The organism is Flavobacterium bizetiae, from assembly GCF_024271895.1.
Taxonomy (GTDB): Bacteria; Bacteroidota; Bacteroidia; order Flavobacteriales; family Flavobacteriaceae; genus Flavobacterium; species Flavobacterium bizetiae.
This window is the reverse complement of sequence record NZ_CP091861.1, coordinates 711,311-737,773: the sequence shown is the minus strand read 5'-3', so window position 1 is coordinate 737,773 and position 26,463 is coordinate 711,311. Positions and strand designations below refer to the sequence as shown.

The following is a 26,463-nucleotide window of genomic DNA, read 5'->3' as shown; positions in this document are numbered from 1 at the left end:
TTATATTTTATCAGAATGGCATTAATTAGTGATTTGACCACCAAAGTATTATTTGAAACCGAAAAAGGATACAGTTATCAATGTGACTTGACCAATAGTATAATTATCAATTTTGTTGATACGGTGTCAAGTTATAAAATTCATGATTTTTTGATTTTTCAAAGAAAGGTTAATAGCGTTGACATTCTCAATATGCTTTATGACTTATCTGATCATTCAGATGCACAGTTGATTGAAACTACTAAAAGAAATTTTTCCAGAAATCTTACTATCTGCGAAATCGTTCAGTTAAGAGATTTATTAAACGGAACAAAATTCACCCTTACTTTACATTCTTTGCTTTGCAATACTGTCAATGTAGAGCTTATTTAGATTCTTACTTAGATTAAATCCAAATTTTAAGGCATTTAGAGCTGCCTTGCATAATTTTTGTAATTTTACATAGATAAAAACAAAGTTATGAAAGATCTACTAAGAACAAGTACTTCATTAGTTGAAGGAATAGAAAATATATTGAACTTACAGGCAAAAATAGAAAGCGATGCTTCTAATAAATATTTAGCTATGGCTGCATGGTTAGATAGAAATGGTTATGCAAATACAGCATCATACTTGTACAAGCAAGCCGAAGAAGAAAGAGAGCATTTTCTAAAAGTTTTCAAATATATTACAGATATGGGAGGGATTGCAGTTACGCCATCTGTTCCGGAAGTGCAGCAGGAATTTGCTTCTTTTAGAGAAGTATTTGAAATTGCTTTGCAAAACGAAATTGCAGTTACTCAGGCGATTAATAAAGTAATTGCAAAATGTAGAGCTGAAAATGATTATGCTACAGAAGATTTTATGATGTGGTATGTAGCTGAGCAAAGAGAAGAAGAGAAAAATGCAAGAAGAGCTTTAGAGCTTTTTGAACTAATCAACGGAAACGAAGCTGACGGAAAATTTCAATTGGATGTTCAGATTTCAAAAATTGGATAAATATCGATTTATTATATAAAAAGAAAGCCCTTAATATTTATTAAGGGCTTTCTTTTTTATTATGATTTATTCATTCATCAGGCTTTCGATTTCGTCAACCTCGATCGGAATATTACGCATTAAGTTAAAAGGCTCACCTTTTTCCTGAACCACTACGTTATCTTCTAAACGAATACCAAAACCTTCTGCCGGAATATAAATTCCTGGTTCAACCGTAAAAACCATATTGGCTTTCATAGGTTCGTGAAGCAATCCGTAATCGTGCGTGTCAAGTCCCATGTGGTGAGAAGTTCCGTGCATGAAATATTTTTTGTAAGCAGGCCATTCCGGATTTTCGTTCTGAACATCAGCTTTATCGATTAATCCTAAACCAAGCAATTCTGATGTCATGATTTTACCCACTTCAATATGATATTGTTTCCAAAGTGTTCCTGGAGCCAACATTTTTGTAGCTTCATTTTTCACCTTCAAAACAGCATTATAAACCGCTTTCTGACGATCTGAGAATTTTCCTGAAACCGGAATCGTTCTTGTCATATCGCTTGAATAATTGGCATATTCAGCCGCAACATCCAATAAAATCAAATCTCCGGCTTTACATTGCTGATTGTTTTCAATATAATGTAAAACGTTTGCATTATTTCCTGAAGCGATAATTGGTGTATAAGCAAAACCTTTAGAGCGGTTACGAACAAATTCGTGAATCAATTCAGCTTCGATTTCGTATTCAGTAACATTTGGTTTTACAAACGGCAATAATCTACGGAAACCTTTCTCAGTAATATCACAAGCTTTCTGGATCAAATCAATCTCTTCGCTTTCTTTTACAGAACGAATGCGTTGCAAAATAGGGTTGCTTTTTGCTACATTATGAGCAGGATAACGCTCTTTCCACCATTTTACAAAACGAGCTTCGCGGGTTTCAGTTTCAACTGAAGCGCGGTAATGTTCGTTTGTATTAATGTACATCGTGTCAGCATACGTCATCATTTCGTTCAAAACTTTATGAAAATCCTGTAGCCAATAAACGGTTCTAATTCCCGAAACCTGAAAAGCACGTTCTTTGCTTAGTTTTTCACCTTCCCAAACAGCAATATGATCATTGGTTTCTTTCAGGAAAAGAATTTCTTTTTGATTCTCATAAGGCGCATCCGGAAACAAAAGCAAAATACTTTCTTCCTGATCAACACCGCTTAGATAAAAAATATCTCTGTGCTGAGCAAATGGCAAAGTACTATCAGCACTAACTGGGTAAATGTCATTTGAATTGAAAACGGCAACCGAATTAGGTTTCATTTCTGCCGTGAATTTTTTGCGATTTTTTACAAAAAGAGCGCTGTTTATTTGATGATATTTCATAATAATGTGAGTTTTGAACTTCGAATTTCAAAATTAGTGATTTTTGAAGAAGTAGCACAAAATAGGTTTATTAAAGTTTTCTTATTTGTTTTCATTTTATTCGATAGACAATATCCCGGCAATTATCATATTTATCGCAAACAATACCAAAACAGGAATGCTTATTTCCTGCCAATATTCCAGAAACGAAAACTGCTGAAAATTCTCCACCACCGGTATATCATTTAGATTACAAAGCAGGATCGAAGCTACACAGCAAAACGAAAAAGGAACGGCAAAACGGTAAATAAAATTCGGCGCAATAACCTTCACGTGTTCAAAAAATATGATTGTTAAACAATAGAGCATTGTACAAATAAAAGTAATCGGAATACCTACAAGTATACCCATTGTTTGATTAAAAGAATCGTTTCCCTGAGCGCTAAAAACGATAAAAAAAAGTAATGTAATTATTATAGCGCAAGAAAAGCTTTTTATCAACGGCTGTTTTGTTTTCATAAAGCATTAATTTATTGGTCTGATAATAAAATAAGTAGAGTATTTTATAATACAAAATGCAGGATCTATTGGGTGGCTATAATAAGCCAGATCTGTGCGATCACTCCAGACTTCGGTTTTTAATTTCAGAGTATCATTTTTTATTAAAATATCATAAAAAGCATTTACGCGCCAGGAATTACTACCAAGCTTACTTACTTTATGAGTGTAAACTGGCGAAAATATTTTTTGATAAGGTTCAGAAACACTTTCTTTAAACAAACTTTTGCCATACAATGCATACCATTCTTTGTCAATCAAAAAAAGAGCTTTGTCAAAATATTGCCCAACATCATCACTATTGTAATTATGCATCTGAGCTTTAAAACAATAAACAGAACTGGCTTTTTTGCTTAATTTACTATATTCTTCCTCCGTGCGTTCAAAAGTCCAGTCGGCTTTTGGGTTAAGTTCGATGTAGTTATGGCGAATAGTATCATTGTCAATAATCCACGAGATATAATTTTTTTCCGAAAGTAAATACGATTCATAAATTTCATACGAATCATATCTACGCGTCTTTAAGCTGTCAATTAGTTTTCCTTTGCTGTCGAATTTATAATACAATCTAAATTCGTCATTATCATTATCAAAACCTTGCTTTGCCGATTCAAAAACAACAGTTTCAGACAGTGGCGAAAAGTAAACCGTATTCGTATTAAGAGAATTATCTCCTAAACTTACAATTTCGTAATGAGCAGATTTTATTGTGTCTTCTAAGTTCTTATACGCTAAATATTTTTTGGGTAAATCAGGCTGAGTAATAAAATTTCTAAAAAAATAACCATACAAAATGTAACTCACGGCTATAAATAATGAAATGCATACAAAGTATAAGTTTTTCTTATATAGGTTCATAGGTCGAAAATAGTGGTATTGGTTTAGGTTCAAATCTAAAACCTTTTTTTGTCTCTACAACTACTTTTGTACAGGAAAATTTACAAATAGATAAGATCTTTTAATCGTAATTAAAATACTAAACTGATTAGTATTTGGGCGTGCCCCTCCGGGTCGGGCTTTCGGCTATATCTTTTATTCCGCTAAAGCTTCATAAAAGGATACCGCCTCTATCCCTCACGCAAATTTGAATTTTATGAGAATTTTATTATTTATAATGAAAAATATTTTTCAATTGTGCTATTTTGTATATTGGCTAGTGATTTTTTGAATTTAATTATTAAAAAAGTAATATGAAGTTGACTTTTACCAGAAAAAATATGGCTATAAATACTTTTATAGAATTTAGAGAGGCGAAAACTATTTTTGAATTTACGGATTATATAAGACGGCCTGCAGATGAAAAAGGAGGATGGGAAAAAGAAAATTTAGAATTTCAATTAAATCATTTGCAAAACTTATTTGAATATTTAAATGAAGAGATAAACCAAATTATTCATACTTCAAATGATAAAACTATTAATTTTTTCTTCGAAGAGTTGAAGTCAGAAATTAAATATTTTGATCTTTCAAAAGTTGACAAGGATTATTTTAAGAGTATATCGATTACGTATAATAATACAATATATGAAGATTTTATGCTTAGGATAACTGAAAAAGAAAATAGTTATTTCGATCAGCCAGAAAGAAAAAAATATAAACATTTAGAAAAATATTCTAGGACTAGTTATGGATATTTCTCAAGAAAAATGGAAACTTACGAAGAAGAAAATAAAAATTTTTATTGTGTTGAAGAAATTCCAAAATTAATAGATTTTGAATTCTTAGAGCGATATCTTGAAATACTTGAAAGAATAACAGAAAAATTTAATGAAAGTGTTTGTAAAGAAATAAATTTATATGATCAAGGTAAATTGAGTACTAAGACTGATTCTACTAAATTGTTTTATGATAAAATTGTAGAAAAATTTAAAAATAATAAAATTGCAGCAATATTAATTTTGCTTTTTGTTTTATATGTTGCAGGTTCTCAAATTTTGAAGTTAACGATAGAAAATAAGCAAAATATTAATAAGCTAATTTTAAAAGATTCAAACGAAATTAAAAAGAGTTCTTTAACAAAAATGAAGATAGACAGTACTAAAGAAAAAAAGATTTTGAGAGATTTAAAAAAGAAGAAAAATGTTGAATTGCAATCCAATTCCAAAAAATAATGATAGTTTGAATTTTGTAATTTATTTGTGAATTAATAAAAAAACCGAAGCCAATTCAAGCTTCGGTTTTTTTTATTTTATATCATAAATTTTATTTCTTATCAAGCAACTTCTCTAAAAGAGCCACTTTTTCTTTTTCAGCCTGAACCAATCGTTCATAAAGTTTTTCATTTTTATCAAAAGCTTCAAGAAGTTTGTCTAATGGATTAAAAGTACATCCAAAATTTACTGTAGAATAGGAATCATCATTATAAGTATTCCCAATAATATTAAAAACAGCCTCTTCAGAAAAGTTTCTTATTACATCAGCAGGTACGCCCAAAGCTTCTGCAATTGCTTTTAGTTTTTCATCGTCAACGCTTTCGCTTCCTTCAATAATAGAGATCGATTGCTGCGTAGTACCAATGGCTTGTGCAAGCGCTTCCTGCTTCATGTCTCTCAGTTCTCTAATTCGGCTTATATTTCTGCCGATATGTTTTGGTTTTACTGTGCTCATAGTTCAAAGATATTTAAAATTCTTTTACATTTTCGGTTTCGGTAGAAAACAAGTTTGTTCTTGTGAGATACAATTTGCAGATTATTTTATGCGAGTAAAAATACAACTTTTCTGATCATTGTTTGATTTTGAATTTAGAATTGTGTAATCTTGATAGTAGAAAAAAACAACTTCGATTAAATTGATAAAATGCAAACTTCCAATTTTAAACTAATAACAATAAAAGAAATCAAATCGCAATTTCCGTTTCTAATCGATCACGAAGGTTTCGATTATTTTGACGAATGGCAGGACGAAGATTTTTTTCTAATGGCAGAAAGCCATATAAGTTTTGATGGAAATTTTTATTTGGATCTTTACGAAGAAAAAGAGAAAAAATGGCTTGCCAACTTGCTAAACCTTCCCATTAAAAAAATCGAAGAAATAAGAATCGAAGGCATTTTGATAAATGGAAATTTCTCAGCAAGCGGATCCATTATCAATGCCGAAGGAGATTACGGGCCATATGTTTTTATTAGTGGAAACGTTACATGTCAAAGTCTTTTGCTTGGTGGTTCCTATGCTGAAATAAAAGGAAATGTTGAAGCGAAAGAAGTGGTCATGACCTATTATAATCATGGTAATTTTAACTGCTCGGGCACAATAAATGCTCCTGTTTTTATTGTTAACGATCATAATACAGCATTCGCAGAAAGAAAAAATGATTTGTTTTATTATAACGACAGAGATAATGATTCTGACCCGAAAAACGAATGCAGCTATGATGATGAAACAGATGAAGAAATCATCTCTAACGAACTTCGAAAACTACTCGATAATCCATTTATTGAAAGTTTTGAAGAATTAGAACGAGAATTGGCAATGGGCGAATTAATATTAAAACAAAATAATCCGCCGGCTAAAACTTACGAATATTGGCGCACACGTGTTTTAGTAAATTATAGAGATCTTAAACTGGTTCCGAAAGAATTTAAAACCGAAGAACTTTGTAATCTGGCCTTAAATATCACTTATCATGCTTTGCCGTTTGTCGATCAGGATTTCATAACTTCTGAACTCTGTGAGAAATTAGTTGATAAAGATGGTTTTGCGATTCAGGTAATTCCTGATGAATTTATAACAAAAGAACTTTGTTTTAAAGCGACAGAAAGCGGAACAATGCTACGATTAATTCCGTCAGCATACTATACTGAAGAATTGATTTTATTGGTTTTCAAAAACGGAAAACATCAACCGGATATTAATGATGTTCCTTCTGAGTTTATTACCGAAACTCTTCTTGAAGAATATGTAAAAATAGGAAAAGGACTTTGGCTTGATAAAGCCTGCAAAGAAAACGGGATAGATAAATTACAAGTTTTAAAACATGTAATCGATTCTGGAATTCAATATTTGGATAACATTTTTGGAAATCATTTCAGTAAAGAAATTGTTGAATATGCTTTTTCGATTTATAAAAATCAAGAAGATTGGAATAACTACGTTCAGAAATACAAGGTTAAATTTGAGCGTCTAGAATTGAATGAATATTTATTCTGATAAAATGAACGAACTTATAATTGAAAGTAAAGGAATCAAAACGGATCATTATTTTATACCGCCTTTTGAATTAAGAAAAGGAGAGTTGGTTATTATTTATTTAGAAGGAGGAGCTCATTTTGATGATTTGAAAGAGCAATTGGTGAGTATTTTTTCAGGAAAAGCAAATCATGAGAATGTTAAAGTAATAAAGCCGTTGACTTTTGCAGCACCAATCGAAGAATCAGCACTAAAAAGAATATTTAATCCGATGAGTGTGGGCGGGTATTTAAAGAGAAATGCAAATCTAAAAAATTCAGTATCGAGAATTTTCGAAGTCGATAATTTTACTAAAAAAGACAAAGTAAAAAAACTTGATACCAGTGAGAGAAAACGACTTTCGTTATGTGCGGTTTTTTCAAAAACAAAATATGTGTCTTTTGATCTTAGGGGAGAGGCAGCGGCATATTTTAATAAAACATATCAATTTGCTAAAGACGAAATTAAAAATGATAATGCGGCTATTTTAATTGATTGGTCTAATGAATTAAAAAATGATTGCTCAAGATTTGTAACTATTGAATGGTTAGCAGATTCCGAAGAGTTAAAAAAGGTCTTTAGCAATGGCGGAAAGCTTTCGCCAATGTATTAACAAATGTTATTTAGTAATTTATTAAATCATGGAATTAAGTATTCAAATCAGAAAAATCCAAAAACAAGACTTAGACTTCGTTTACAAAGCAATTTGCGAACTCGAAAATGAAGTTTTAGATTTTAAAATTTTTGAAGCCATTTTCAATGAAAACATTTCAAATCCTAAAAATTTATATTTAATAGCCGAGAACGAAATTGAAGCTTTAGGTTTTATTAGCTTTCATACACAAAATCTCCTTCATCATTGCGGATTAGTAGGCGAAATTCAGGAATTTTTTATTCATGAAAAATATCGTGGTCAGGGCGTTGGACGTTTACTGATAAATGAAATTAAAGATTTTGCAGAAGAAAATAATTTAAAAAGTATTGAAGTTACAACCAATAAAAAACGTGTAGAAAATGTTGCGAAATACGAAAGGCTCGGTTTTACTTTGAGTCATAATAAGTTTACAATTTATAAGTAGCATTCTGGCGATAAAAAAATAGACATAAAAAAACTGCTATTTTGTGGTAGCAGTTTTAATAAATAGATGATTATAGTATTATCACACTAAGTATTCCATGCAGATACTATCTGATGCTGTTTTGTATAAATACCAACCACAGATGTTTCTTCCAACATAAGAAACTTCATTACCCGCACATATCGGATATGGTACGCATTTTACAGCTCCACCGTTGATTGATTTCAATTCTTCTTTTGATAATTTTTGAAATTTTGATAAATTTTGTAAATTTTTCATAGGTAATTTGTTTTTTGGATTTTCCTACTCTATAAGTTTTTCGGATACGACTGTGATAAAAATACAAATAAATACTTACAAAACTACTTGATGCCTTAATTTGTTTTTTAAATTACGTGTAAAATTCTTCTTTTTAAAATTTAGTTTGTGGTAATTTACTTCTTTTCTGTTTTGAAGAAATTATTGATCTTGAAAAGAAGTAGAAAACTGATGAATCTACTTGAAACAAGTTGAATTAAAGTCTAATATTGTATAGTAATAATCGCTTTAAGAAAAAATGAAACAACTCAATATATCCATAAAACACAATCTGATAGTAGGTTTGCTTGTCGCTTTATGGCTTTTTGTTTTTGCTTTCATTATAAAACCTTTCGACGACGGAACTATCAATTTTAGAGCTTGGTTTTTAATAAGTTTTGGTTTTAGTGTTATAGCTTTTTTATGTTATGCTCTTTTGACTATTTTTCAGAGAAACCTTTATAAAAGAATGTCAAAATGGAATATAGGTTTAGAGATTACAAGTATATTTTTATTTCATTTGATTTATTTCATTGGAGTTTACGCTTATTATAAAAGCCCAATTTTAAATGGCGGATATACTTTTTCAGAATTCTTTTCTATAATTTTTATCAAAGTCGCTTTAATTCTAACTCCCGTAATTATTCTCGCCAGAAGATATTTAATTAAGCTAATTCCAATACAAGAAGATGTTTTAACTTTTAGGGGAGAAAATAAATTAGATGTTTTAAAAATTAAAAAAGAAGATTTGGTTTGTATTTCAAACGCTCAAAATTATGTTGAGATTTTTTATATCGAAAATGACAAACTCGTTTCAAAATTGATACGTTCTTCGCTTAAAAAAGTACAGGAAGATTTCCCTTTTTTAGTTCAGATACATCGTTCGCATATTATAAATCCAATGCATTTTAAATCCTGGAGAAACCAAAATACCATTGTTTTAACCCAAATAGAACTTCCGGTTTCTAAAAGCTACAAAGAAGTTTTGTTAGCATTATAATTTCATACCTAAAACCGATAGTTTTGTACCAAAGTCAATAAAACAGGCCGTTAAGAAAGATCTCAATATTAGTTTTGTTTCATCAATTTAAAAAATTAATTATGACAACAAAACAGCTTTGCCTTCTCGGATTATTATTTTTCCTGATCAGTTATTTATTCTTTTCAAAAGTTTTACCGGACTTTCAAATACCAATCGATTTTGCGCATTGGTTTAATTTAATCGGTGCTTATTTTTTATTATCGTTTAATGATGTGTTTCCTAAAAACAAATTAAATGCAGTAGCTTCAGTTGTTACAACTTTAGGAGTTATTGCGCATATTGGTCTTTGCACAATCGATTTTATAATGTGGAGTTTTGGTAATAACGAAGCGGCTAAACAAGCTTTAAGCAGTCAAATAAGTAATACGCCTTCTATTTTATATCCGTTTGTTATTGTTGGTCCGTCTTTGCTTTTCATTGGTTTAGCCATTCATGCCCTGAACTTTTTCAAAACAAATACCATAAGTGCTGCGATGGTTATTGTTGGCGCTGTATCGATAGGTTTTTCTTTTTTTCTTTTAAAAAACGGAATTTATATGTTGTTGAGTTGTGTGGTTTTTGTGGTGGGATTAGGATTGTTGCTTTACAGAACGGAAATTGAAAGGGGAGATACTAAACAAAAAGAGTTTACAAAATTGTGAGTTTTGTTTTAATTTGTACTTTCGTTCAGCTAAAAGATAATAATCCAACACAAATCGATTGAATAAACATTTAAAATATCTACTCTCACTCTTTCTGGTTTTTGCCATGATTGCGAGTGATGGTACTTTAGATTCTCAATCAAAATCGGCAGATTATTATCAATCTTCGTTTGTTGTTTTAAGAAGCGAATTAGATTTTGCAAATTCTTGGTTTTATATTTTCAAATCGTTAAAATCGACAAAGAAAACCTTGTTTTTAATTCCTTTAATTTATCTTCAATTAAAATCCATTTTTAGTTTTCAAATTAAGATTGCATTACAATTTCACAAACTTCTTTATCAAAATTTAACTTCATTTATAAGTCAATCAGTATTTGTAAATGAGGTAATCAATTCAAAACATTTATATAAAAGTTTATACAACGCTTAAAGATTTGTTTCTCTAAGCTTTTATGCGCTACAACGCATACGATGATAAAATAATGTCTAATCATTTATCATTTTCAAAATGTATAAACATAAAAATAAAACACGTTTAGAGCCATCTAAGCGACCGCTTCATTGGATAAAAAGAAAATTGATTGTGATAATAACCGCTTTTATGCTCGGAATGTCAAACGGAATGAATGTACATGACGAAGCTCTTAAAGGGAATCAAAACTATACAGAACAACATAAAAAGGATTGATTTCGTTATTGTGGCTCGTAATCTTTTGTCAGAGTTTTAAGCTTTGACAAAAGATTTTTATTTATAATTATCTTGTTAGTCATGTAGTTATAGATTTTGAATCATTAAACTTAAAAGAAGAGCTGTCTTTTGGCTAATAATTCTGATTAAATATCAAAATGTTAATTTATTTTTAATAGTTTTGGTTAAAATCCTATAGAACTGTTTTCCTTATTATGGATAATAAAACCAAATTCTTCAGAAGTGTAATATTGCTTCAGTTTATTCTCGTTTTTTTATTGGGTATTTTTATACTCTTTAATCTTCAACATCAAAAAATACTTAAAATCCGATATTTGCATCCTTATGAATTTACATATGGGTTTGTTCTTCCAATGCTTTTTTTCGGTGTTAGTCTTGTAGTTTCGACTTGGTATTTATTTTCAAAGAAAGAATATTCTATAGAAAACGAAATTGATGTTTTGAAAGCTAAGCGTTTACAAAATTTCTGGAAATTTGCGTTTTACTGGAATGTTTTTATTGTAATATTTATTGCGATTGTATCGGTAGGCGTTTTTCGACAGGATCCATGTGTAATCGATCAGCCTATTCTCTTTTACATTCTGATTTATGTAAGATGCTTAATTGTTTTAATAGTAAGTATGGTGATGGCTTCCCTTTTTTTATCATCTGGAATTTACTGGAAATCAAATAAAACGCTGGCAGCTATTATTGTAATATTTAGTTTTTTTATAATTTTTATGGCATTTATATTTGAAATTCTTTTTATAGGAGAATTTATGAAAGCATCTAAAGGTTAGAAGGAATATAAAAATGAAAGAAGAGTTATGGTAAATGAAGAAGAAAAATCTGCAGAATATGTTGGAAATAAAGACAAACTACGAAAGGAAGTGAAAAATAAACATAAAAAACCCGAAGCAAATTTGCTTCGGGTTTTTATTGGAATTTGGAATTTCTTTATTGAAATTTAAAATTTAATCGATCCATTTATAATATCTCGCTCCAATTAAAACAGGAATTTCTTTTTCTATTCGATCTAAAACCCATTCGTTTTTAGGAATTCTGACGCTTTGTTTTTGTTCTTTTTTGTGAAGACTTTCGTAAGTTTCAAAACCAATTTCTGTACTTTCTTCCAGATTTTCGAAAAGCTTTGTTTTGGCTAAAGCCGATTGCCATTTTGGTTGAATTGTTCCTTCAAAAACTTTCGATTTAGATCCGCTTCCGTAAGCCAGGAAACCAAATTTAGTTCCCGCAACTTCTTGTTTTGTATCGTAATAATGGGCCAAAGTTGATAATAATCCCATGAAAATAGATCCTGTATAAAGGTTTCCTATTAAAGAAGAAGCCAATTCAGCAGGTTGCAATTTCTCGGTTACAAATTTTCTGTACTCATCAGATTTTCCAACTTCTTTAATTTTAGTTTGATAATCTGCTGGTTCGATATTTTCTGCAATAATTTTATCAGCGTGATCTAAAGCATAAATTTCAGACAACATTCTGCGTCCCTGAAAAGAATACGGAAGATGCATGATAATGCTGTTCCAGGTATTGTATAAGGTTTCGGTAGTGTTTTTTAATCTTTTGAATGAAAAATAAGCATTACGCGTACGATCCATATAACATTGATTCGAATATTGACCATCAAAAACCGGTTGATCTTTATGAATTTCAATTTCGGCTTCTAAATTATCAAACCAGGGGTCGTTATTTTCGTTTTGAGTAATTGCTTCTTTTGAGATAGTTCTGTAAGGTTTGAAAAAATCAAACACACCTTTTGTAGAGGTTGCCCAATTGTCATCAAAAGCAATAATTCTAGGGTTAGAAGTTACAAGCATTGCCAGAGCTCCGGCGCCTTGTGTATATTCTCCTGTAGAGTTTAAATCGTATTTAGCAAAATCAGTCGTAACCACAATTGCTTTTTTAGTCGGATTTAATTTTACAAAATCAATGCAGTTTTGCAAAGCGTCAACACCGCCAATACAAGCAAAGGTAAAATCGACAACGTCACATTCTGCAAGGGAATCTTCTCCAAATTTCTGTTCCATTAAGCTTATTAAGAACGAGCTTATGGGTTTAGAACTGTCTATTCCGCTTTCGGTTCCAACATAAATTCGGCTAATTTCGTTTAAGTTTATTTCGTTCTCAAGAATTAGTTTTGTTAAAGCATTTGCTCCAAAAACAACAGCATCCTGATGAACGTCCGGCAAAGTCATTTTTATTAATCCTAATCCCTTTTCTAATTTTTCGGGTTCAATATTTCTGGCAGTTGCCAAAGTTTTTATGGGTAAATGTATGTTGGCTACATCAAAAGAGATAGCGTCAATTCCTGTTTTCATTATATTTTTTTTGAAGCCGATAAAGGTAAAATTATGTTGCGGAATGACAATTTTTTAATCCTATAAAATTACAATGCGGAGAAACTTTTAAAGAAAACAAATTAAAAGTTTGATTAAAATAATAATATGACAAACTTTAGAAACAAGTTTGCTCGTTATAGCGCGTAAAATCTCGTCAATAGGTGTTTTGAAAAAATCTTATAATAAAATAATTTGGGATAGAGTGCTTTTTATACGTAAAAGTACGTATTACGTAATGTATTTTAAAATCATTATAAATAACAGCGAAATGGTTGTAGTTCTTTGTTAATTGAGTTATTTTTGTGTAATTTTTTAATACAAACTACTTAAACAATTATGGCACAATCTGCACTATTGAATGCTTCCATCTTAAAGAAAGTGGCTATGGCTCTTTCGGGAATATTCTTAATCACGTTTTTAGCGCTGCATGTTTCCTTAAATTTTATTTCTATTATTAGTGAAAATGTTTTTAACGAAGCATCTCACTTTATGGGATACAATCCGCTGATTCAATATGTAATGCAACCAGTTTTGGCAATCGGAGTAATCTTCCATTTCGTTATGGGGTTCGTATTGACTGCTCAAAATACTGCTGCAAGACCAATTGCATATGCAAAATACAACGGAGCTGCAAATGCTTCCTGGAGTTCTAGAAATATGATTATTTCTGGATTAGTTATTTTGGCTTTCTTAGGATTGCATTTTTATGATTTCTGGTTTCCGGAGGTTAATTACAAGTATATTGCAGGAGCTACTCCGGATGCTACAAGGTATTATGGAGAGTTAGTTCATAAATTTCATGATCCAATTCGTACAGGATTGTATTGTATATCATTTGTGTTATTAGGTTTTCACCTTTGGCACGGATTCGGTTCATCTCTTCAGTCAATGGGGATGCACAACAAGTATTCAAGATTTTTAAGTAAAGTAGGTTATGGTTTTGCAGTTGTAGTACCGGCACTTTTCGTAATTATCGCATTATTTCATCATTTCAATAATTAATATAAATTATAATGGCATTAGATTCAAAAATTCCACACGGCCCAATATCGGACAAATGGACAGATTATAAAGATCATATTAATTTAGTAAACCCGGCAAACAAACGTAATTTAGATATTATCATTGTTGGTACAGGTTTAGCTGGAGGTTCGGCTGCGGCAACTTTGGCTGAGCAGGGATATAACGTAAAAGCATTTTGTTTTCAGGATTCACCTCGTCGTGCGCACTCTATTGCAGCACAAGGTGGTATCAATGCAGCAAAAAATTATAAAGGTGACGGTGACTCAGTTTACAGATTGTTTTATGATACTGTAAAAGGTGGTGACTACCGTGCACGTGAGGCAAACGTTCACCGTTTGGCTGAAGTTTCTGCTAATATTATCGACCAGTGTGTGGCTCAAGGTGTACCATTGGCTCGTGAATATGGTGGATTATTAGATAACCGTTCTTTTGGAGGAACTTTGGTTTCTCGTACTTTTTACGCACAAGGACAAACTGGTCAGCAATTATTGTTAGGAGCTTATTCTGCAATGAACCGTCAGATTGGTCGTGGTAAAGTAAAAATGTACAACCGTCATGAAATGCTTGACATTGTTATCGTGAACGGAAAAGCGAGAGGTATTATCGCTCGTAACTTAATCACTGGAGAAATAGAAAGACATTCTGCTCACGCGGTAGTAATTGGTTCTGGAGGATACGGAAACGTATTTTTCTTGTCAACAAATGCTATGGGAAGTAACGCAACAGCAGCTTGGAAAATACATAAAAAAGGAGCTTTTTTCGCAAATCCTTGCTACACACAAATTCACCCAACTTGTATTCCGGTTTCAGGAGATCACCAGTCAAAACTGACTTTGATGTCTGAGTCGTTACGTAATGACGGTCGTATTTGGGTTCCTGCAAAACAAGAAGATGCAAAAGCAATTCGTGAAGGAAAGAAAAAAGCAACTGATTTAACTGAAGCAGAAAGAGATTATTTCTTAGAAAGAAGATATCCTGCTTTTGGTAACTTAGTACCTCGTGACGTTGCGTCTCGTGCTGCAAAAGAAAGATGTGATGCTGGTTTTGGTGTTAACAAAACAGGAGAAGCGGTTTATTTAGATTTCGCAGCAGCAATCAAACGTTACGGAACTGAAGAAGCTTTCGTAAAAGGTTTAGATGCTAACGATGCGGCTTTGGTAACTAAATTAGGAGCTGAAATCGTGAAAAGTAAATACGGAAACTTATTCCAGATGTATTACAAAATCGTCGATGAAGATCCGTATACAACACCAATGATGATTTACCCGGCGGTTCACTACACAATGGGTGGAACTTGGGTTGATTATAACTTAATGACTACAATTCCGGGATGTTTCTCTATTGGAGAATCTAACTTCTCTGATCACGGAGCAAACAGACTTGGAGCTTCTGCTTTAATGCAAGGTTTAGCTGATGGATATTTCGTATTACCTTATACTATTGGAGATTACTTAGCTCCGGATATTAAAATGGGAGAAATTTCTACAGATTTACCAGAATTCTTAGCAGCAGAAAAAGAAGTAAAAGATCAAATCGACAGATTCATCAATAATAACGGAACTCATTCTGTAGATTATTTCCATAAGAAATTAGGAAAAATCATGTGGGATAAAGTGGGTATGGCTCGTAATGCTAAAGGTTTAGCTGAAGCGATCGAAGAAATTGCCGCTTTACGTGAAGAGTTTTATAAAGATGTAAAAGTTCCTGGAAGCGCTAACGAATTTAATCAGGAATTAGAGAAAGCGACACGTGTTGCCGATTTCTTAGAGTTAGGAGAATTGTTCGCGAAAGATGCATTACATCGTAATGAGTCTTGTGGAGGTCACTTCCGTGAAGAATACCAAACAGAAGAAGGAGAAGCACTTCGTGATGACGAAAACTTTGCATATGTTGCAGCTTGGGAATACAAAGGAAAACCAAGTGATGCAGTATTACACAAAGAACCTCTGGTTTACGAAAACATTAAATTAGTTCAAAGAAGCTACAAATAGTATTTAAAAAGTTGCTATACTTTTTGATACTTAAAACTTATACAAAATGAAACTTACATTAAAAATATGGCGTCAGAAAAACGCCCAAGATAAAGGGGGAATTGTTGATTACCCAATCGACGGAATCGAACCAGATATGTCTTTCCTTGAAATGCTTGATGTTCTTAACGAACAATTAATCAACAAGGGAGAAGAGCCGGTAGCATTTGACCACGATTGTCGTGAAGGAATCTGCGGAATGTGTTCATTATTCATCAACGGAGAAGCACACGGACCAGACAGAGGAGTTACTACTTGCCAATTACACATGCGTATGTTTAAAGATGGTGACACGATTTTTATCGAGCCATTTAGAGCAAAAGCTTTCCCTGTAATTAAAGATTTAGTTGTTGACAGAAGTTCTTTTGACAGAATTCAACATGCGGGAGGATTTATCTCGGTAAATACTTCAGGAAATACAATTGATGCCAATACAATTCCGATTAACAAACATGATGCTGATAAATCATTTGATGCTGCAGCTTGTATTGGTTGTGGAGCTTGTGTTGCAACTTGTAAAAACGGATCAGCAATGTTGTTCGTTGGAGCAAAAGTGTCTCAATATGCATTATTACCTCAAGGTAAAGTTGAAGCAGTTGATCGTGTTTTAAACATGGTACACCAAATGGATTTAGAAGGTTTTGGTAACTGTACAAATACAGGAGCTTGTGAAATCGAATGTCCAAAAGGAATTTCACTTGAAAATATCGCGCGTATGAACCGTGAATATTTATCAGCAAGTTTGAAAGGATAATTTGAATTACTTTTAGTTTTAAATAAAAAAAAGGTTCCGATACGTCGGAACCTTTTTTTATGTTTTATTCGTAATACAATTGCGAAGCACTTATTTCTTGTTTTTCTTTTCCTTCCTGTTGAATGTAGCATGTTAAAGTAGTTCCGCCAATCTGATCAAAATAACCAATGTTTATTTTATGGAAACCTTTTTCGAGTTTTACAGCTCCATAGGCTTCGTTGAGCCAATGAATTCCATCATTATTTACCACTAATTCATTATCGATAAAAAGCTTCGATCCGTCATCTGAAAGCGTCGAAATTGTATAATTTGCCGTTTCAGGAATAAAGATGTATCCGTTGAATTTTAAGCCGATATAACGCTCTGTTTTCGATTTCCATTTTTCACTGCTTATTGCGCCTTCAAAAATGCCTGAATTAACAGGTTTTGCTAAATCTAAATCCTGAACTTGCTGGAATATGGTTCCCGTATAATAATCGAATTTCAAACCTTTCTTAGTTGGTTTTATGGCCAAAGCCGATTTTAGTTCCGGATTTCTAACTAATATTTTACTAATAGAACTTCTTCTTCCGCTTGGACTAATCTGAACGGTTTTAATAGTTCTGAATTCTCCTTTTGGGATATTTATCGTTACAGGTTTTGTATAAAGTTCAGCCGTTTCATCTGGATTATATCCGTCAATTGTGTAGAAGATTTGTCCGTTTTTAATCGTTGGTTTTAAATCCAAAACATATTTTGAAGCAATTAATGCCGTTTCATTAGAACCAAAGGGACTAGGAACTTTGTACAATCTTTTTTGTGCTTCCAGTTTTTCTAAATGATATGGAATTTGATTTAAAATAAAATGATTGTAATTTTTATTTTGAGGTTGTGTCCAGGCAATTTCGGCCAAAGCAAATACGCGCGGATAAATCATATAATTTAACTTCGCCGGACTTGTTAGATATTCTGACCAAAGATTAGATTGCACGCCTATAATATATTTTTGTTCGTCAACGGTCAAACTATCAACAGGCGTTGGGTTATAGTTGTACATTTTTTCAACCGTGGTTAATCTTCCAATTGTTAAAGGCTCTTGCGGAGAATATCCCTGATTATAATCCAGATACAAAACTTGTTCGGGATTCATGATTACATTATGTTTTTGTCTTGCAGCGCTAATTCCACCAGCTTCGCCTCGCCATGACATTACAGCAGCATTTGGCGCAAGCCCACCTTCAAGCATTTCGTCCCAGCCTAAAATTTGTCTTCCGTTTGCATTCAGGAATTTTTCGATTCGCATTGTTAAATAACTTTGTAATTCATGTTCGTCTTTCAATCCTAAATCTTTGATTCTTTTTTGACAATTCGGACATTCTTTCCATCTTGTTTTCGGGCACTCGTCTCCACCAATATGAATGTATTTACTTGGAAATAAAGCCATCACTTCGGTTAGAACATCTTCTAAAAAAGTAAAAGTTTCTTCTTTTCCTGCGCAGAAAATATCATCAAAAACACCCCAATATTCTATCACTTTATATTGACGATTTGGGAAACAAGATAAATTAGGATAAGCCGTAACTGCTGCGGTTGCATGACCGGGCATTTCGATTTCCGGAATAATATTCACATAATGGTCTTCGGCAAATTTTACAACGTCTTTGATTTCTTCCTGCGTATAAAACCCTCCGTACGGATTTCCGTCAAAAAAATACGGGAATCTTTCGAATTTATTTCCCACTAAAGTTTGTGCTCTTTTAGAACCTACTTCAGTCAGTTTTGGATATTTTTTTATCTCAATTCTCCATCCCTGATCGTCGGTTAAATGCCAATGAAAGTTATTTAATTTATAACTAGACATTTGTGCGATAAAATCTTTTATAACGTCTACAGAGAAAAAATGACGGCAAACATCGAGGTGAAGTCCGCGGTAATCGTATCTGGGCTCATCTTCGATGGTAACACAAGGCAATTTTATTTCCTGATTTTTTGGCTTATTAGGTAAAAGCTGTAATAAACTTTGCACGGCATAAAATAATCCTTCTTCGCTACCGGTAACCGTAATTTTTTTTGGAGTAATAGTTATTTTATACGCTTCTTTTTTTAAAGATGCGGATGGATTTTTAGCAATGAATAAAACTTCGATGTTACTTTTTTTATTTGAAGTAGTAGAGTTGATAGCCGATTCGAAAATTTGTGCAGTTTTGAGTTCTCTTGCGCTGAATTTATTTTTTTCGAAAGTAAATTTTATCTGTCCGTTTAAACGAATACTATCTCCGGTTGCTTTGTATGAATTGGGAGCAGGAATGATAGTATTGTTTATGAAAGAGGTTTGGGCATTTCCGAAAGAAAAACAAAATATTAAAAAGAGGAATAGGCTTTTTTGCATGGTTGTTTTTTTGATTTGTTAAACAAATTTAAGGTTTGTAAATTAGTTTGCATTTTTTTTGCAAAATGAATTTATGCTTAAATGTCTTTAAAATAGACGAATTAACTTTTTTATTACTTTGTGTTATAATTTGTTTCGCAATAATATTGCATTTATTGTTTACATTTGTCCATAACAAAAATGAATTTGCATGAGTAATGATAATGAAGTGGTAAATTACACTAAGGAAGAACGTAAAAATCTTATTTTAAAAGAGATAAACTTGCATACTCGTGTAAGTTTTGAAACGCTTTCTGCCAAATTATTTGTTTCAGAAGATACTGTGAGACGTGATATAAATGAACTTGAATCAGAATCTTTATTGATTAAGGTAAAAGGCGGTGCGATGACAAAAGCCTATCACCATTCTTCGGCCAATAATCAAACTTATGCAGGCGAATCCAAACAAATCATTGCGCAAAAAACTTTAGGTTTACTTCATGACGGAATGGTTTTGTTGATTGGCGGAGGAACTACAATTCGTGAATTCATCCGTTTAATTCCTGATGATTTAAATCTTACTATTTTTACTGTTACCGTTTTATCTGCAGTTGAACTTCTGGATAAACCTAATGTTAAAATTATCATGATTGGCGGCAGCATTTCATCTTACAGCCAAATGTGTGTGAGCGGCGATGTCTACAATCAATTGGCTAATATTAAAGTCGATTTATTAATATTAGGAACCAATGCTTTAGATATCGAAGGTGGTTTTTCAGACTCTGATTGGGAAACCGTTCAGGTAAAAAAAGCGATGATTCAGGCTTCTGAAAAAACAGCGATTTTGACTATTTCTGAAAAACTTGACACGGTTCTAAAAATGAAAATTGCCAACTTATCCGAGGTTAATTATGTAGTTACAGAAGTTGATCCAAACGACGAAAAATTACAGTCGTATAAGAAGGCAGTTCCAAGTTTAGTCTTTATTTAATCCCAATTTTTCATTAAGAAATTGATCCAGTTTTGGTGAAAGATTTTATTTAAATCTTCATCAGAATAGCCGTTGTTTTTAAAGATCAAAACCAATTTTTGCAAATCGGCAATGGTATCTAAATCATACGGACCTTGTTCTGTACCAAAAGCGCCATCCAAATCTGATCCTACACCAATATGATTGGTATTTCCGGCCAATTGACAAATGTGATCCATGTGTTTGAAAACCGTTTCAAGATTACAATTTGTACCTTTTGGTGTCGAAACGCCTCTTTCCCAATCCGGAACTAGCATCCAGGCATCTAAAGCACCGCCAATAACGGCTCCACGAGAAATTAATGCTTGAATCATTTCATCGCTATATTGACGATTGTGATCTACCAGACTTCTGCAATTGTTGTGACTTGCCCAAACTGGCCCTTGATAATGATCTAAAGCTTGCCAGAAAGCATCATCGCATAAATGGGTTGCATCCAGAATGATGTTTAAACGTTCCATTTCTTTCAATAAATCAAGGCCGTTTTGGTTCATTTTTCCGGTTGCGTCCGTTCCGTTTGCGTAACGTCCGGGTCCGTAATGCGCAGGACCAATGGCACGCAATCCGTAATTGTATGCTTTTTCTAAATATGAAACATCAATAATGGAATCTGCGCCTTCTAAACTCAAAATATAACCAATAGGTTTTTTATCGTTTGGCGTTCCGTCATTCCATAAATCAATTTGTTTTAGTAATGATTTTTTGTCTGTAATTGCAGTGATTTCTCCGGCTTCTTCCATGGCTTTGTACCACGCAAGTTGGCCTTGAGTTTGTGCCCAGGCTTGTTCAGGAGAATTCCAACCCGGAATAATACTGTCCGGTTTTACAAATCGTGCAATTTGAGTCGCGACTACAATACCAATATTACCACGTCGTAAATCCGGAAACGAAACCGTTGCGCGTTCGCGATCTGGTTTGTCCGTCATTCCTTTTTCGAGATGACGCAAAGTTGGTACGTCATTTCTTAAATCTCGATTCCATTCCATCGCATTCATGCTCAGGTCTAAATGGGCGTCTATTATAAACATATTATTTTTTTTAAGGCACAAAGATCCAAAGGCTCAGAGGTTTTCCAGACAAATGTTATTATGAGGTCTATTCTCTTTCTTTTTCGCTCTATTTTCTATTCTTTATTCTATTTTTTCTGCTGCTAGATATTAATTTTTCTCCTGCGGGCAACAACCAGCCATTGATCACAAATTTCATGTGCCGAATTCACGACCTGAACCGAATCGTAAAGGGCGCAAGTAGGGCAAACATGATACGGTTGGGCATAAATGGTATCGCCAATAGCATACTCGTTTTTCCCTCTGTTTTCTATAATTAAATGTTCTTCTGAATGTGCCGTTGGGATTAAGTTTTCATCATTTAAAATTACCAATCTTTTATCGATCGGGTTTTCAGAAGCTACGGCTTTGTATCCAATATCAATACAAAAAGTAGCACTTGTTGGTTTTGAAATTATGGTTCCAACAATTACCAAAGCGGGTTCGAAATGTTGTTCCGGTAAATGAATCTGGTAATTCGAATCCCAAAAAACAAAAGTTCCCGGACTGCATTCTACATTTTTTTGAGTCGCATAAAACGGAAATGTATTCGATCCTCCAGCTACAATTTTTAATTCGTAACCCAGTTTTTTATTAATCGCCTGAATTTCTTCGTTTATGCTAAAAAATAAATTGGAAGCGGTATCAAATCGATGTTCTAAATCTCCTTTTAAATGACCGTCGTAAATGTGAATTCCTGCAAAATGAATGTTTTTCAGGAGAACAATTTCATCAATTAAAGCTTTCCAGTTTTTAGAAACCGAAATTCCGGTTCTGTTCATTCCGGTATTTAAATCCAGATAAACGGTAAGTTTCAGATTGTTTTTTGCGGCGCTTTCATTTAAGGCTTTCGCTGAATCTAAATTGTCAACAATAGTCGAAAAAGCAACATTGGGATATTTCTGAATCAAGGCAATCCATCTGTCTTTTTTAGCGCCAACAGGTTGATAGGCGAGAAGCACATCGTGAATTTCATGTATTGCGGCCAATTCAGCTTCGGCAATTGTGGCGCATTTTATTTTATTGATGTTGTAGGTTTTAAACAAATCCAGAATTTCACCTATCTTATGCGTTTTGATGTGTGGTCTTAATTTTTGAGTTTCGCCTTTTACTGCTTCAATCAAACGCTCAATATTTGCCTGAATACGATTTTCGTAAACAGCCAAAAATGGCGTATCAATGCGGAGTTCGGAATTAATTTTCCACCAATTGTTTTGCATAACTTTAGTTTCTGGTTTTTTCTACAACTTCAATTAAATTTTGAAATGCTTCTAACGATTGCTCATAATTTAAGTTCAAAAGCATTTCTTTCGAAAATAAATTAGAACCAATTCCCACGCAAACTACTCCGGACTTGAACCATGATTTTAAATTGCTTTCTTCGAGCGTTACGCCTCCGGTTGGCATTATTTTTAAATTTGGGAACGGCGCTCTAATTGCTTTTACATATCCTGGCCCGCCAATTTTATCAGCAGGAAAAAGTTTTACAATTTCGGCTCCTAATTTATTGGCTTGCAGTATTTCGTTTAATGTCGCAGCTCCGGGAATCCAATAGATATTATTTTTGAAACAATAATTTCCAATTTCAAGATCGGTATGCGGACAAACGATACAATCTGCACCAAGAAGATGAAACGTTTCGGCATCATCGACGCTTAAAATTGATCCAACGGCTATTTTTACATCTAAATTATTTGCTTTTTTAAAGGCTATCATTTGGCTAAAAACTTCTTTAGCATCATCTGCACGAGCAGCAAACTCTATAATTTTTATGCCAGCATCAGCCGCTGATTGCAATACGATTTGGGCTGTTTCAATGTTAATTTGGGTCACTAATGGTAGTACGCCTTGCTTTTTTAAAATGCTGTACATATTCTTTATTTATCTATTAATTCTATTACTTGAGCCATTTTTAATGAAATGACTTATTTCGTTCCCATTCGTTATCGCGAAATCTCCGTGAATGCTTTGTTTGATTACGCCACAAGCCGTTGCCCATTCGATACATTCTTGTCCGGAAAATTTATTTGATAATCCGTATAATAATCCAGCGTTGAAAGCATCTCCGGAACCAATTTGATCCGTTAGCACGTGTATTTTGTGTTCTTCTGTCTGGTAAAAATTATCGTCATGAATCAGTAATCCTTTGTATAAATGTGCCGGCCCATCAGATTTTCTAAAACTCATTGCTAATGTTTTTAGATGAGGCATTTTTACTTTTAATAATTCGAATGTTTTCTGAAAACGAGCTTCATCTGATTCGTTTTTATCGGTTTTGATTCCGAAATAAATTTCAATGGCATCCAAATCAGCAACAGTAATCGTGCTGTATTGAAGCAAATCCGGCATAATTTCAGACGGATGTTTCCCGTATTGCCATAATTTGGATCTATAATTAAAGTCAGACGAAATAGGTAAACCTTTTTTATGTGCTGCCAAAATCGCTTCTTTACATGCTAAACCTGCTTCATGAGAAACTCCCGGGCTAATTCCTGACCAGTGAAAGTGCGTAACATCGGCGAAAGCCAAATCCCAATCAATTTGATCTTTTTCGATAGTTGCAAAAGACGAATTGCTTCGGTCATAAATAACCTGTGATTGCCTGATTTGATTTCCGGCTTCGACAAAATACAATCCCAAACGTTCTCCGCCATAAACACATTTTGAAGTATTTACTTTGTATTTCTGAAGTTCATTTAAGGCCAATTGTGCCAAATCATTTTCGGGTAATCGTGTAATATAATCGGTTTGAATCCCGAGTTGAGAAAGTAAAACACAAACATTTGCTTCGGCACCGCCAACATGAATTTTTATTTCATTGGCCTGCGTAAATCGGTTTCCATCTGCAACGCTCATTCGAAGTAATAATTCTCCAAAAGTTGCAATTCTAGTTTGTGGTGTTGTATTCATATTTTTTGTTTTTTGCCACAGATTATATGGATTTCTTTTTTGCCACATATTTTACAGATTAAAATGATTTATAAACTGTGTGTTTAGTTTTTTTGCCACGAATTTCACGAATTTTCACTAATTCAATGTGTAAAAATAATTCGTGCTAATTCGTGAAATTCGTGGCAAAAAAGAAAATAATCCTTTTTAATCATGTAATCTGTGGCATATCTTTTTTTAATATAATTCGAAAACGGCTTCAACTTCAACAGGAATGTTGTCCGGTAAAGAACCCATTCCTACGGCGCTTCTTACTCCAATTCCGTTTTCTTGTCCCCAAACTTCAGCAAACAATTCGCTACAACCGTTTATTACGTACGGATGTCTCAGGAATTCGCCATTACAATTGACCATTCCTAAAACTTTTATAACACGTTTTACTTTATTCAAGCTCCCAAAATTGGTTACAATTGTAGATAGCATGGTTAATCCGACTTGTCTTGCTGCTAATTTTCCTTCTTCGATATCCATGTCATCGCCAATTCGGCCAATGATTAAGGATTTGTCGTCGTTAACAGGCCCGTGACCTGAAAGGTATAAATATTTACCATCAACTAAATAGGGTTTGTATATTCCTAATGGCTGAGGCGCCGGTGGAAGAGACAAACCAAGTGTTTCAAATTTTTCTTGTGGTAATAAATTCATGATATTAATGTATTATAGAGTTTAAAATAAAAACGAAAATGATTCCTAAAACAGATACTAGAGATTCCATGACGGTCCATGATTTGAACGTGTCTTTTAGGCTGATATTAAAATATTCTTTGAACATCCAGAAGCTTGGGTCGTTTACGTGCGAACACATTAAACTTCCTGCTCCTACGGATAAGACCAATAAGTTAGGGTCGAGTCCGGTGGTTTGTAATAAAGGTAATAAAACGCTCGCAGTCATTAATCCGGCTGCTGTCGCAGAACCCACACAAACGCGTATGATTGCCGCCATCATCCAGGCCAATAAATATGGATGAATGTTTATTTGTGTTAAAGTTGCTACTATAGTTTCGTTTACGCCGCTTACGATCATTACTTCTTTTAAACCTCCGGCTCCACCAACAATTAGAACAATCAAAGCAACATCTTTTATTGCAACGGCATAATCATCCATTACTGATGTGATGCTTCTGTTCATTCTGATTCCTAACGTATAGGTACAAATCAATAAAGAAATCAGCATAATCATACTTGGTTCTCCAACCGTTTTGCAGATATTAACCAGAGTTTCATTTTTAGAAATCATAGGTAATATCGAAGTCAGTGTTAATCCGAAAACCGGAAATAAGGCGGAGAATAAACTAAGCGAAAAACTAGGTTGTTTCCCTTCATTAACTACTTCTTCGACGTTTAGGATTTCATGATCTGATTCGGTTTTGATGTTTTTGAGTAAATTCGAAAATAACAATCCTGCAATAAAAATAGTTGGAATCGCAATGATGATTCCGTAGACTAAAACGAGTCCGATATCAGCATTTAAAATACTGCTTAAAGCCATTGGAGACGGATGTGGAGGCAAGAAACCGTGTGCTACTGAAAGCGACGCCAGCATCGGGATTCCCAGATATACTTTTGACAGTTTAAATTGATGGGCTACTGAGAAGATTAATGGAACTAACAAAACAAATCCAACACTATAAAATAGTGGTATCCCAACAATAAATCCGGTAATCATTAAGCCAAGGCGAACGTATTTTTTGCCCGTCCATCCCATAACTGTTTTGGCAATAACATTGGCGGCGCCTGATGAAACGGTAAGTTTACCAATACAGGTTCCGAAAACAATAATCAAAGTAATAGATCCTAACATTTCGCCCAAACCTTTTTGAACCGTTTGTGACAAAGTTTCTATTGGCAGTCCTAAAAAAAGACCCGCTAATAAAGCTGTTATGATAAAAGCAATAAACGGATTGATTTTAAGCCAAGCTATCTGAATGATTAAAAACGCAATGCATGCCGTAAGAATTAAAATGCTCATTTATCTTTTGTATTATTAACTCCGTTGAGAGTAATTGGTGAAAATTTGATTAAACACATAGAAACATAGTTTTTTGGAACCTAAAAAGGCGTTTCACTTATAATAAATCTCATAGCGATATGTGAAATGCGGTTTCATAGTTTTTAATTTTTAATTCTCAATTTTTAATTAAA

General features: G+C 33.2%; 29 protein-coding genes. 16 read left to right on the top strand and 13 right to left on the bottom strand.

Annotated features, from left to right (window positions below):
- Positions 1-15 precede the first annotated feature (15 nt).
- Entirely contained in the window at positions 16-372 is a 357-nt protein-coding gene (locus L0669_RS03485) for a hypothetical protein (protein WP_173972875.1), read from the top strand.
- Between the two features lie 87 nt (positions 373-459).
- Positions 460-978 (top strand): ferritin, encoded by a 519-nt coding sequence (locus tag L0669_RS03480; protein ID WP_072964214.1) that lies wholly within the window; start codon positions 460-462, stop codon positions 976-978.
- Between the two features lie 66 nt (positions 979-1,044).
- Here L0669_RS03480 and L0669_RS03475 read toward each other — a convergent pair whose 3' ends face one another.
- The 3 genes from L0669_RS03475 to L0669_RS03465 form a co-directional block, all read right to left on the bottom strand.
- A complete protein-coding gene (locus L0669_RS03475; RefSeq protein WP_173972877.1) occupies positions 1,045-2,337 on the bottom strand; it encodes an aminopeptidase P family protein in 1,293 nt (430 codons plus the stop codon).
- A 96-nt stretch (positions 2,338-2,433) separates the two neighbouring features.
- A complete protein-coding gene (locus tag L0669_RS03470; protein WP_263761352.1) occupies positions 2,434-2,835 on the bottom strand; it encodes a hypothetical protein in 402 nt (133 codons plus the stop codon).
- Positions 2,836-2,841: 6 nt separating this feature from the next.
- A complete protein-coding gene (locus L0669_RS03465) occupies positions 2,842-3,732 on the bottom strand; it encodes a hypothetical protein (protein WP_263761350.1) in 891 nt (296 codons plus the stop codon).
- A 359-nt stretch (positions 3,733-4,091) separates the two neighbouring features.
- On the opposite strand from L0669_RS03465, the gene L0669_RS03460 reads away from it, so the two are divergent.
- A complete protein-coding gene (locus L0669_RS03460) occupies positions 4,092-4,985 on the top strand; it encodes a hypothetical protein (protein ID WP_263761348.1) in 894 nt (297 codons plus the stop codon).
- Positions 4,986-5,076: 91 nt separating this feature from the next.
- Here L0669_RS03460 and L0669_RS03455 read toward each other — a convergent pair whose 3' ends face one another.
- The gene (locus tag L0669_RS03455) at positions 5,077-5,481 is read right to left on the bottom strand and encodes a helix-turn-helix domain-containing protein (RefSeq protein ID WP_263761346.1); all 405 of its coding nucleotides are present in this window, start codon (positions 5,479-5,481) and stop codon (positions 5,077-5,079) included.
- A gap of 189 nt (positions 5,482-5,670) precedes the next feature.
- Here L0669_RS03455 and L0669_RS03450 point away from each other — a divergent pair, with 189 nt between their 5' ends.
- Genes L0669_RS03450 through L0669_RS03440 form a run of 3 tightly spaced genes read left to right on the top strand, consistent with a single transcriptional unit; the run spans position 5,671 to position 8,117 of the window.
- The gene (locus L0669_RS03450; protein WP_263761344.1) at positions 5,671-7,020 is read left to right on the top strand and encodes a polymer-forming cytoskeletal protein; all 1,350 of its coding nucleotides are present in this window, start codon (positions 5,671-5,673) and stop codon (positions 7,018-7,020) included.
- Positions 7,004-7,651 carry a hypothetical protein gene (locus L0669_RS03445; RefSeq protein WP_263761342.1) on the top strand — a complete coding sequence of 216 codons (648 nt, stop codon included), beginning with the start codon at positions 7,004-7,006 and terminating at the stop codon, positions 7,649-7,651. The genes L0669_RS03450 and L0669_RS03445 overlap by 17 nt, the downstream gene beginning before the upstream one ends.
- Before the next feature lie 28 nt (positions 7,652-7,679).
- Positions 7,680-8,117, top strand: coding sequence for a GNAT family N-acetyltransferase (locus L0669_RS03440; RefSeq protein WP_263761340.1), 438 nt, complete (start codon positions 7,680-7,682; stop codon positions 8,115-8,117).
- An 81-nt stretch (positions 8,118-8,198) separates the two neighbouring features.
- On the opposite strand, the gene L0669_RS03435 is transcribed toward L0669_RS03440, so the two are convergent.
- Positions 8,199-8,396, bottom strand: coding sequence for a bacteriocin-like protein (locus L0669_RS03435; RefSeq protein ID WP_263761338.1), 198 nt, complete (start codon positions 8,394-8,396; stop codon positions 8,199-8,201).
- Positions 8,397-8,673: 277 nt separating this feature from the next.
- Between L0669_RS03435 and L0669_RS03430 the strand changes: the two genes are divergently transcribed.
- The 6 genes from L0669_RS03430 (at position 8,674) to L0669_RS03405 (ending at position 11,756) form a co-directional block, all read left to right on the top strand.
- Complete coding sequence (locus L0669_RS03430) at positions 8,674-9,414, top strand: LytTR family DNA-binding domain-containing protein (RefSeq protein WP_263761336.1); 741 nt, start codon at positions 8,674-8,676, stop codon at positions 9,412-9,414.
- A gap of 101 nt (positions 9,415-9,515) precedes the next feature.
- A complete protein-coding gene (locus L0669_RS03425) occupies positions 9,516-10,097 on the top strand; it encodes a hypothetical protein (protein ID WP_263761334.1) in 582 nt (193 codons plus the stop codon).
- A gap of 58 nt (positions 10,098-10,155) precedes the next feature.
- On the top strand, positions 10,156-10,527 hold the full coding sequence (locus L0669_RS03420; protein WP_263761332.1) for a hypothetical protein: 372 nt from the start codon (positions 10,156-10,158) through the stop codon (positions 10,525-10,527).
- Between the two features lie 78 nt (positions 10,528-10,605).
- Positions 10,606-10,785, top strand: coding sequence for a hypothetical protein (locus L0669_RS03415; protein ID WP_263761330.1), 180 nt, complete (start codon positions 10,606-10,608; stop codon positions 10,783-10,785).
- Between the two features lie 335 nt (positions 10,786-11,120).
- Positions 11,121-11,585 carry a hypothetical protein gene (locus L0669_RS03410; protein ID WP_263761328.1) on the top strand — a complete coding sequence of 155 codons (465 nt, stop codon included), beginning with the start codon at positions 11,121-11,123 and terminating at the stop codon, positions 11,583-11,585.
- 27 nt (positions 11,586-11,612) lie between these two features.
- A complete protein-coding gene (locus L0669_RS03405) occupies positions 11,613-11,756 on the top strand; it encodes a hypothetical protein (RefSeq protein WP_263761326.1) in 144 nt (47 codons plus the stop codon).
- A 3-nt stretch (positions 11,757-11,759) separates the two neighbouring features.
- Here L0669_RS03405 and L0669_RS03400 read toward each other — a convergent pair whose 3' ends face one another.
- Positions 11,760-13,121 (bottom strand): hydroxymethylglutaryl-CoA synthase family protein, encoded by a 1,362-nt coding sequence (locus L0669_RS03400; protein ID WP_263761324.1) that lies wholly within the window; start codon positions 13,119-13,121, stop codon positions 11,760-11,762.
- A 357-nt stretch (positions 13,122-13,478) separates the two neighbouring features.
- Between L0669_RS03400 and L0669_RS03395 the strand changes: the two genes are divergently transcribed.
- Genes L0669_RS03395 through L0669_RS03385 form a run of 3 tightly spaced genes read left to right on the top strand, consistent with a single transcriptional unit; the run spans position 13,479 to position 16,949 of the window.
- Positions 13,479-14,144: a succinate dehydrogenase cytochrome b subunit gene (locus L0669_RS03395; RefSeq protein ID WP_056248540.1), complete on the top strand. Its 666-nt coding sequence runs from the start codon at positions 13,479-13,481 to the stop codon at positions 14,142-14,144.
- A gap of 11 nt (positions 14,145-14,155) precedes the next feature.
- On the top strand, positions 14,156-16,156 hold the full coding sequence (locus L0669_RS03390) for a fumarate reductase/succinate dehydrogenase flavoprotein subunit (RefSeq protein ID WP_263761322.1): 2,001 nt from the start codon (positions 14,156-14,158) through the stop codon (positions 16,154-16,156).
- A 46-nt stretch (positions 16,157-16,202) separates the two neighbouring features.
- Positions 16,203-16,949 (top strand): succinate dehydrogenase/fumarate reductase iron-sulfur subunit, encoded by a 747-nt coding sequence (locus tag L0669_RS03385; protein WP_083692564.1) that lies wholly within the window; start codon positions 16,203-16,205, stop codon positions 16,947-16,949.
- 64 nt (positions 16,950-17,013) lie between these two features.
- On the opposite strand, the gene L0669_RS03380 is transcribed toward L0669_RS03385, so the two are convergent.
- Positions 17,014-19,317 (bottom strand): family 20 glycosylhydrolase, encoded by a 2,304-nt coding sequence (locus L0669_RS03380; RefSeq protein WP_263761320.1) that lies wholly within the window; start codon positions 19,315-19,317, stop codon positions 17,014-17,016.
- Between the two features lie 190 nt (positions 19,318-19,507).
- On the opposite strand from L0669_RS03380, the gene L0669_RS03375 reads away from it, so the two are divergent.
- Complete coding sequence (locus L0669_RS03375; RefSeq protein ID WP_173971016.1) at positions 19,508-20,287, top strand: DeoR/GlpR family DNA-binding transcription regulator; 780 nt, start codon at positions 19,508-19,510, stop codon at positions 20,285-20,287.
- Here the strand turns inward: L0669_RS03375 and L0669_RS03370 are convergent.
- The 6 genes from L0669_RS03370 to L0669_RS03345 all read right to left on the bottom strand — a co-directional run bounded on the left by L0669_RS03370 (position 20,284) and on the right by L0669_RS03345 (position 26,290).
- The gene (locus L0669_RS03370; RefSeq protein WP_263761318.1) at positions 20,284-21,354 is read right to left on the bottom strand and encodes a dipeptidase; all 1,071 of its coding nucleotides are present in this window, start codon (positions 21,352-21,354) and stop codon (positions 20,284-20,286) included. The two genes, L0669_RS03375 and L0669_RS03370, sit on opposite strands and share 4 nt — an antisense overlap.
- A 122-nt stretch (positions 21,355-21,476) precedes the next feature.
- A complete protein-coding gene (locus tag L0669_RS03365; protein ID WP_263761316.1) occupies positions 21,477-22,592 on the bottom strand; it encodes a D-TA family PLP-dependent enzyme in 1,116 nt (371 codons plus the stop codon).
- 4 nt (positions 22,593-22,596) lie between these two features.
- Positions 22,597-23,244 carry a bifunctional 4-hydroxy-2-oxoglutarate aldolase/2-dehydro-3-deoxy-phosphogluconate aldolase gene (locus L0669_RS03360; protein WP_263761314.1) on the bottom strand — a complete coding sequence of 216 codons (648 nt, stop codon included), beginning with the start codon at positions 23,242-23,244 and terminating at the stop codon, positions 22,597-22,599.
- A 9-nt stretch (positions 23,245-23,253) separates the two neighbouring features.
- Entirely contained in the window at positions 23,254-24,282 is a 1,029-nt protein-coding gene (locus L0669_RS03355) for a sugar kinase (RefSeq protein ID WP_263761311.1), read from the bottom strand.
- Between the two features lie 216 nt (positions 24,283-24,498).
- Entirely contained in the window at positions 24,499-24,966 is a 468-nt protein-coding gene (locus L0669_RS03350; RefSeq protein WP_089478791.1) for a RidA family protein, read from the bottom strand.
- A gap of 4 nt (positions 24,967-24,970) precedes the next feature.
- Positions 24,971-26,290, bottom strand: coding sequence for a GntP family permease (locus tag L0669_RS03345; RefSeq protein ID WP_263761309.1), 1,320 nt, complete (start codon positions 26,288-26,290; stop codon positions 24,971-24,973).
- Positions 26,291-26,463 lie beyond the last annotated feature (173 nt).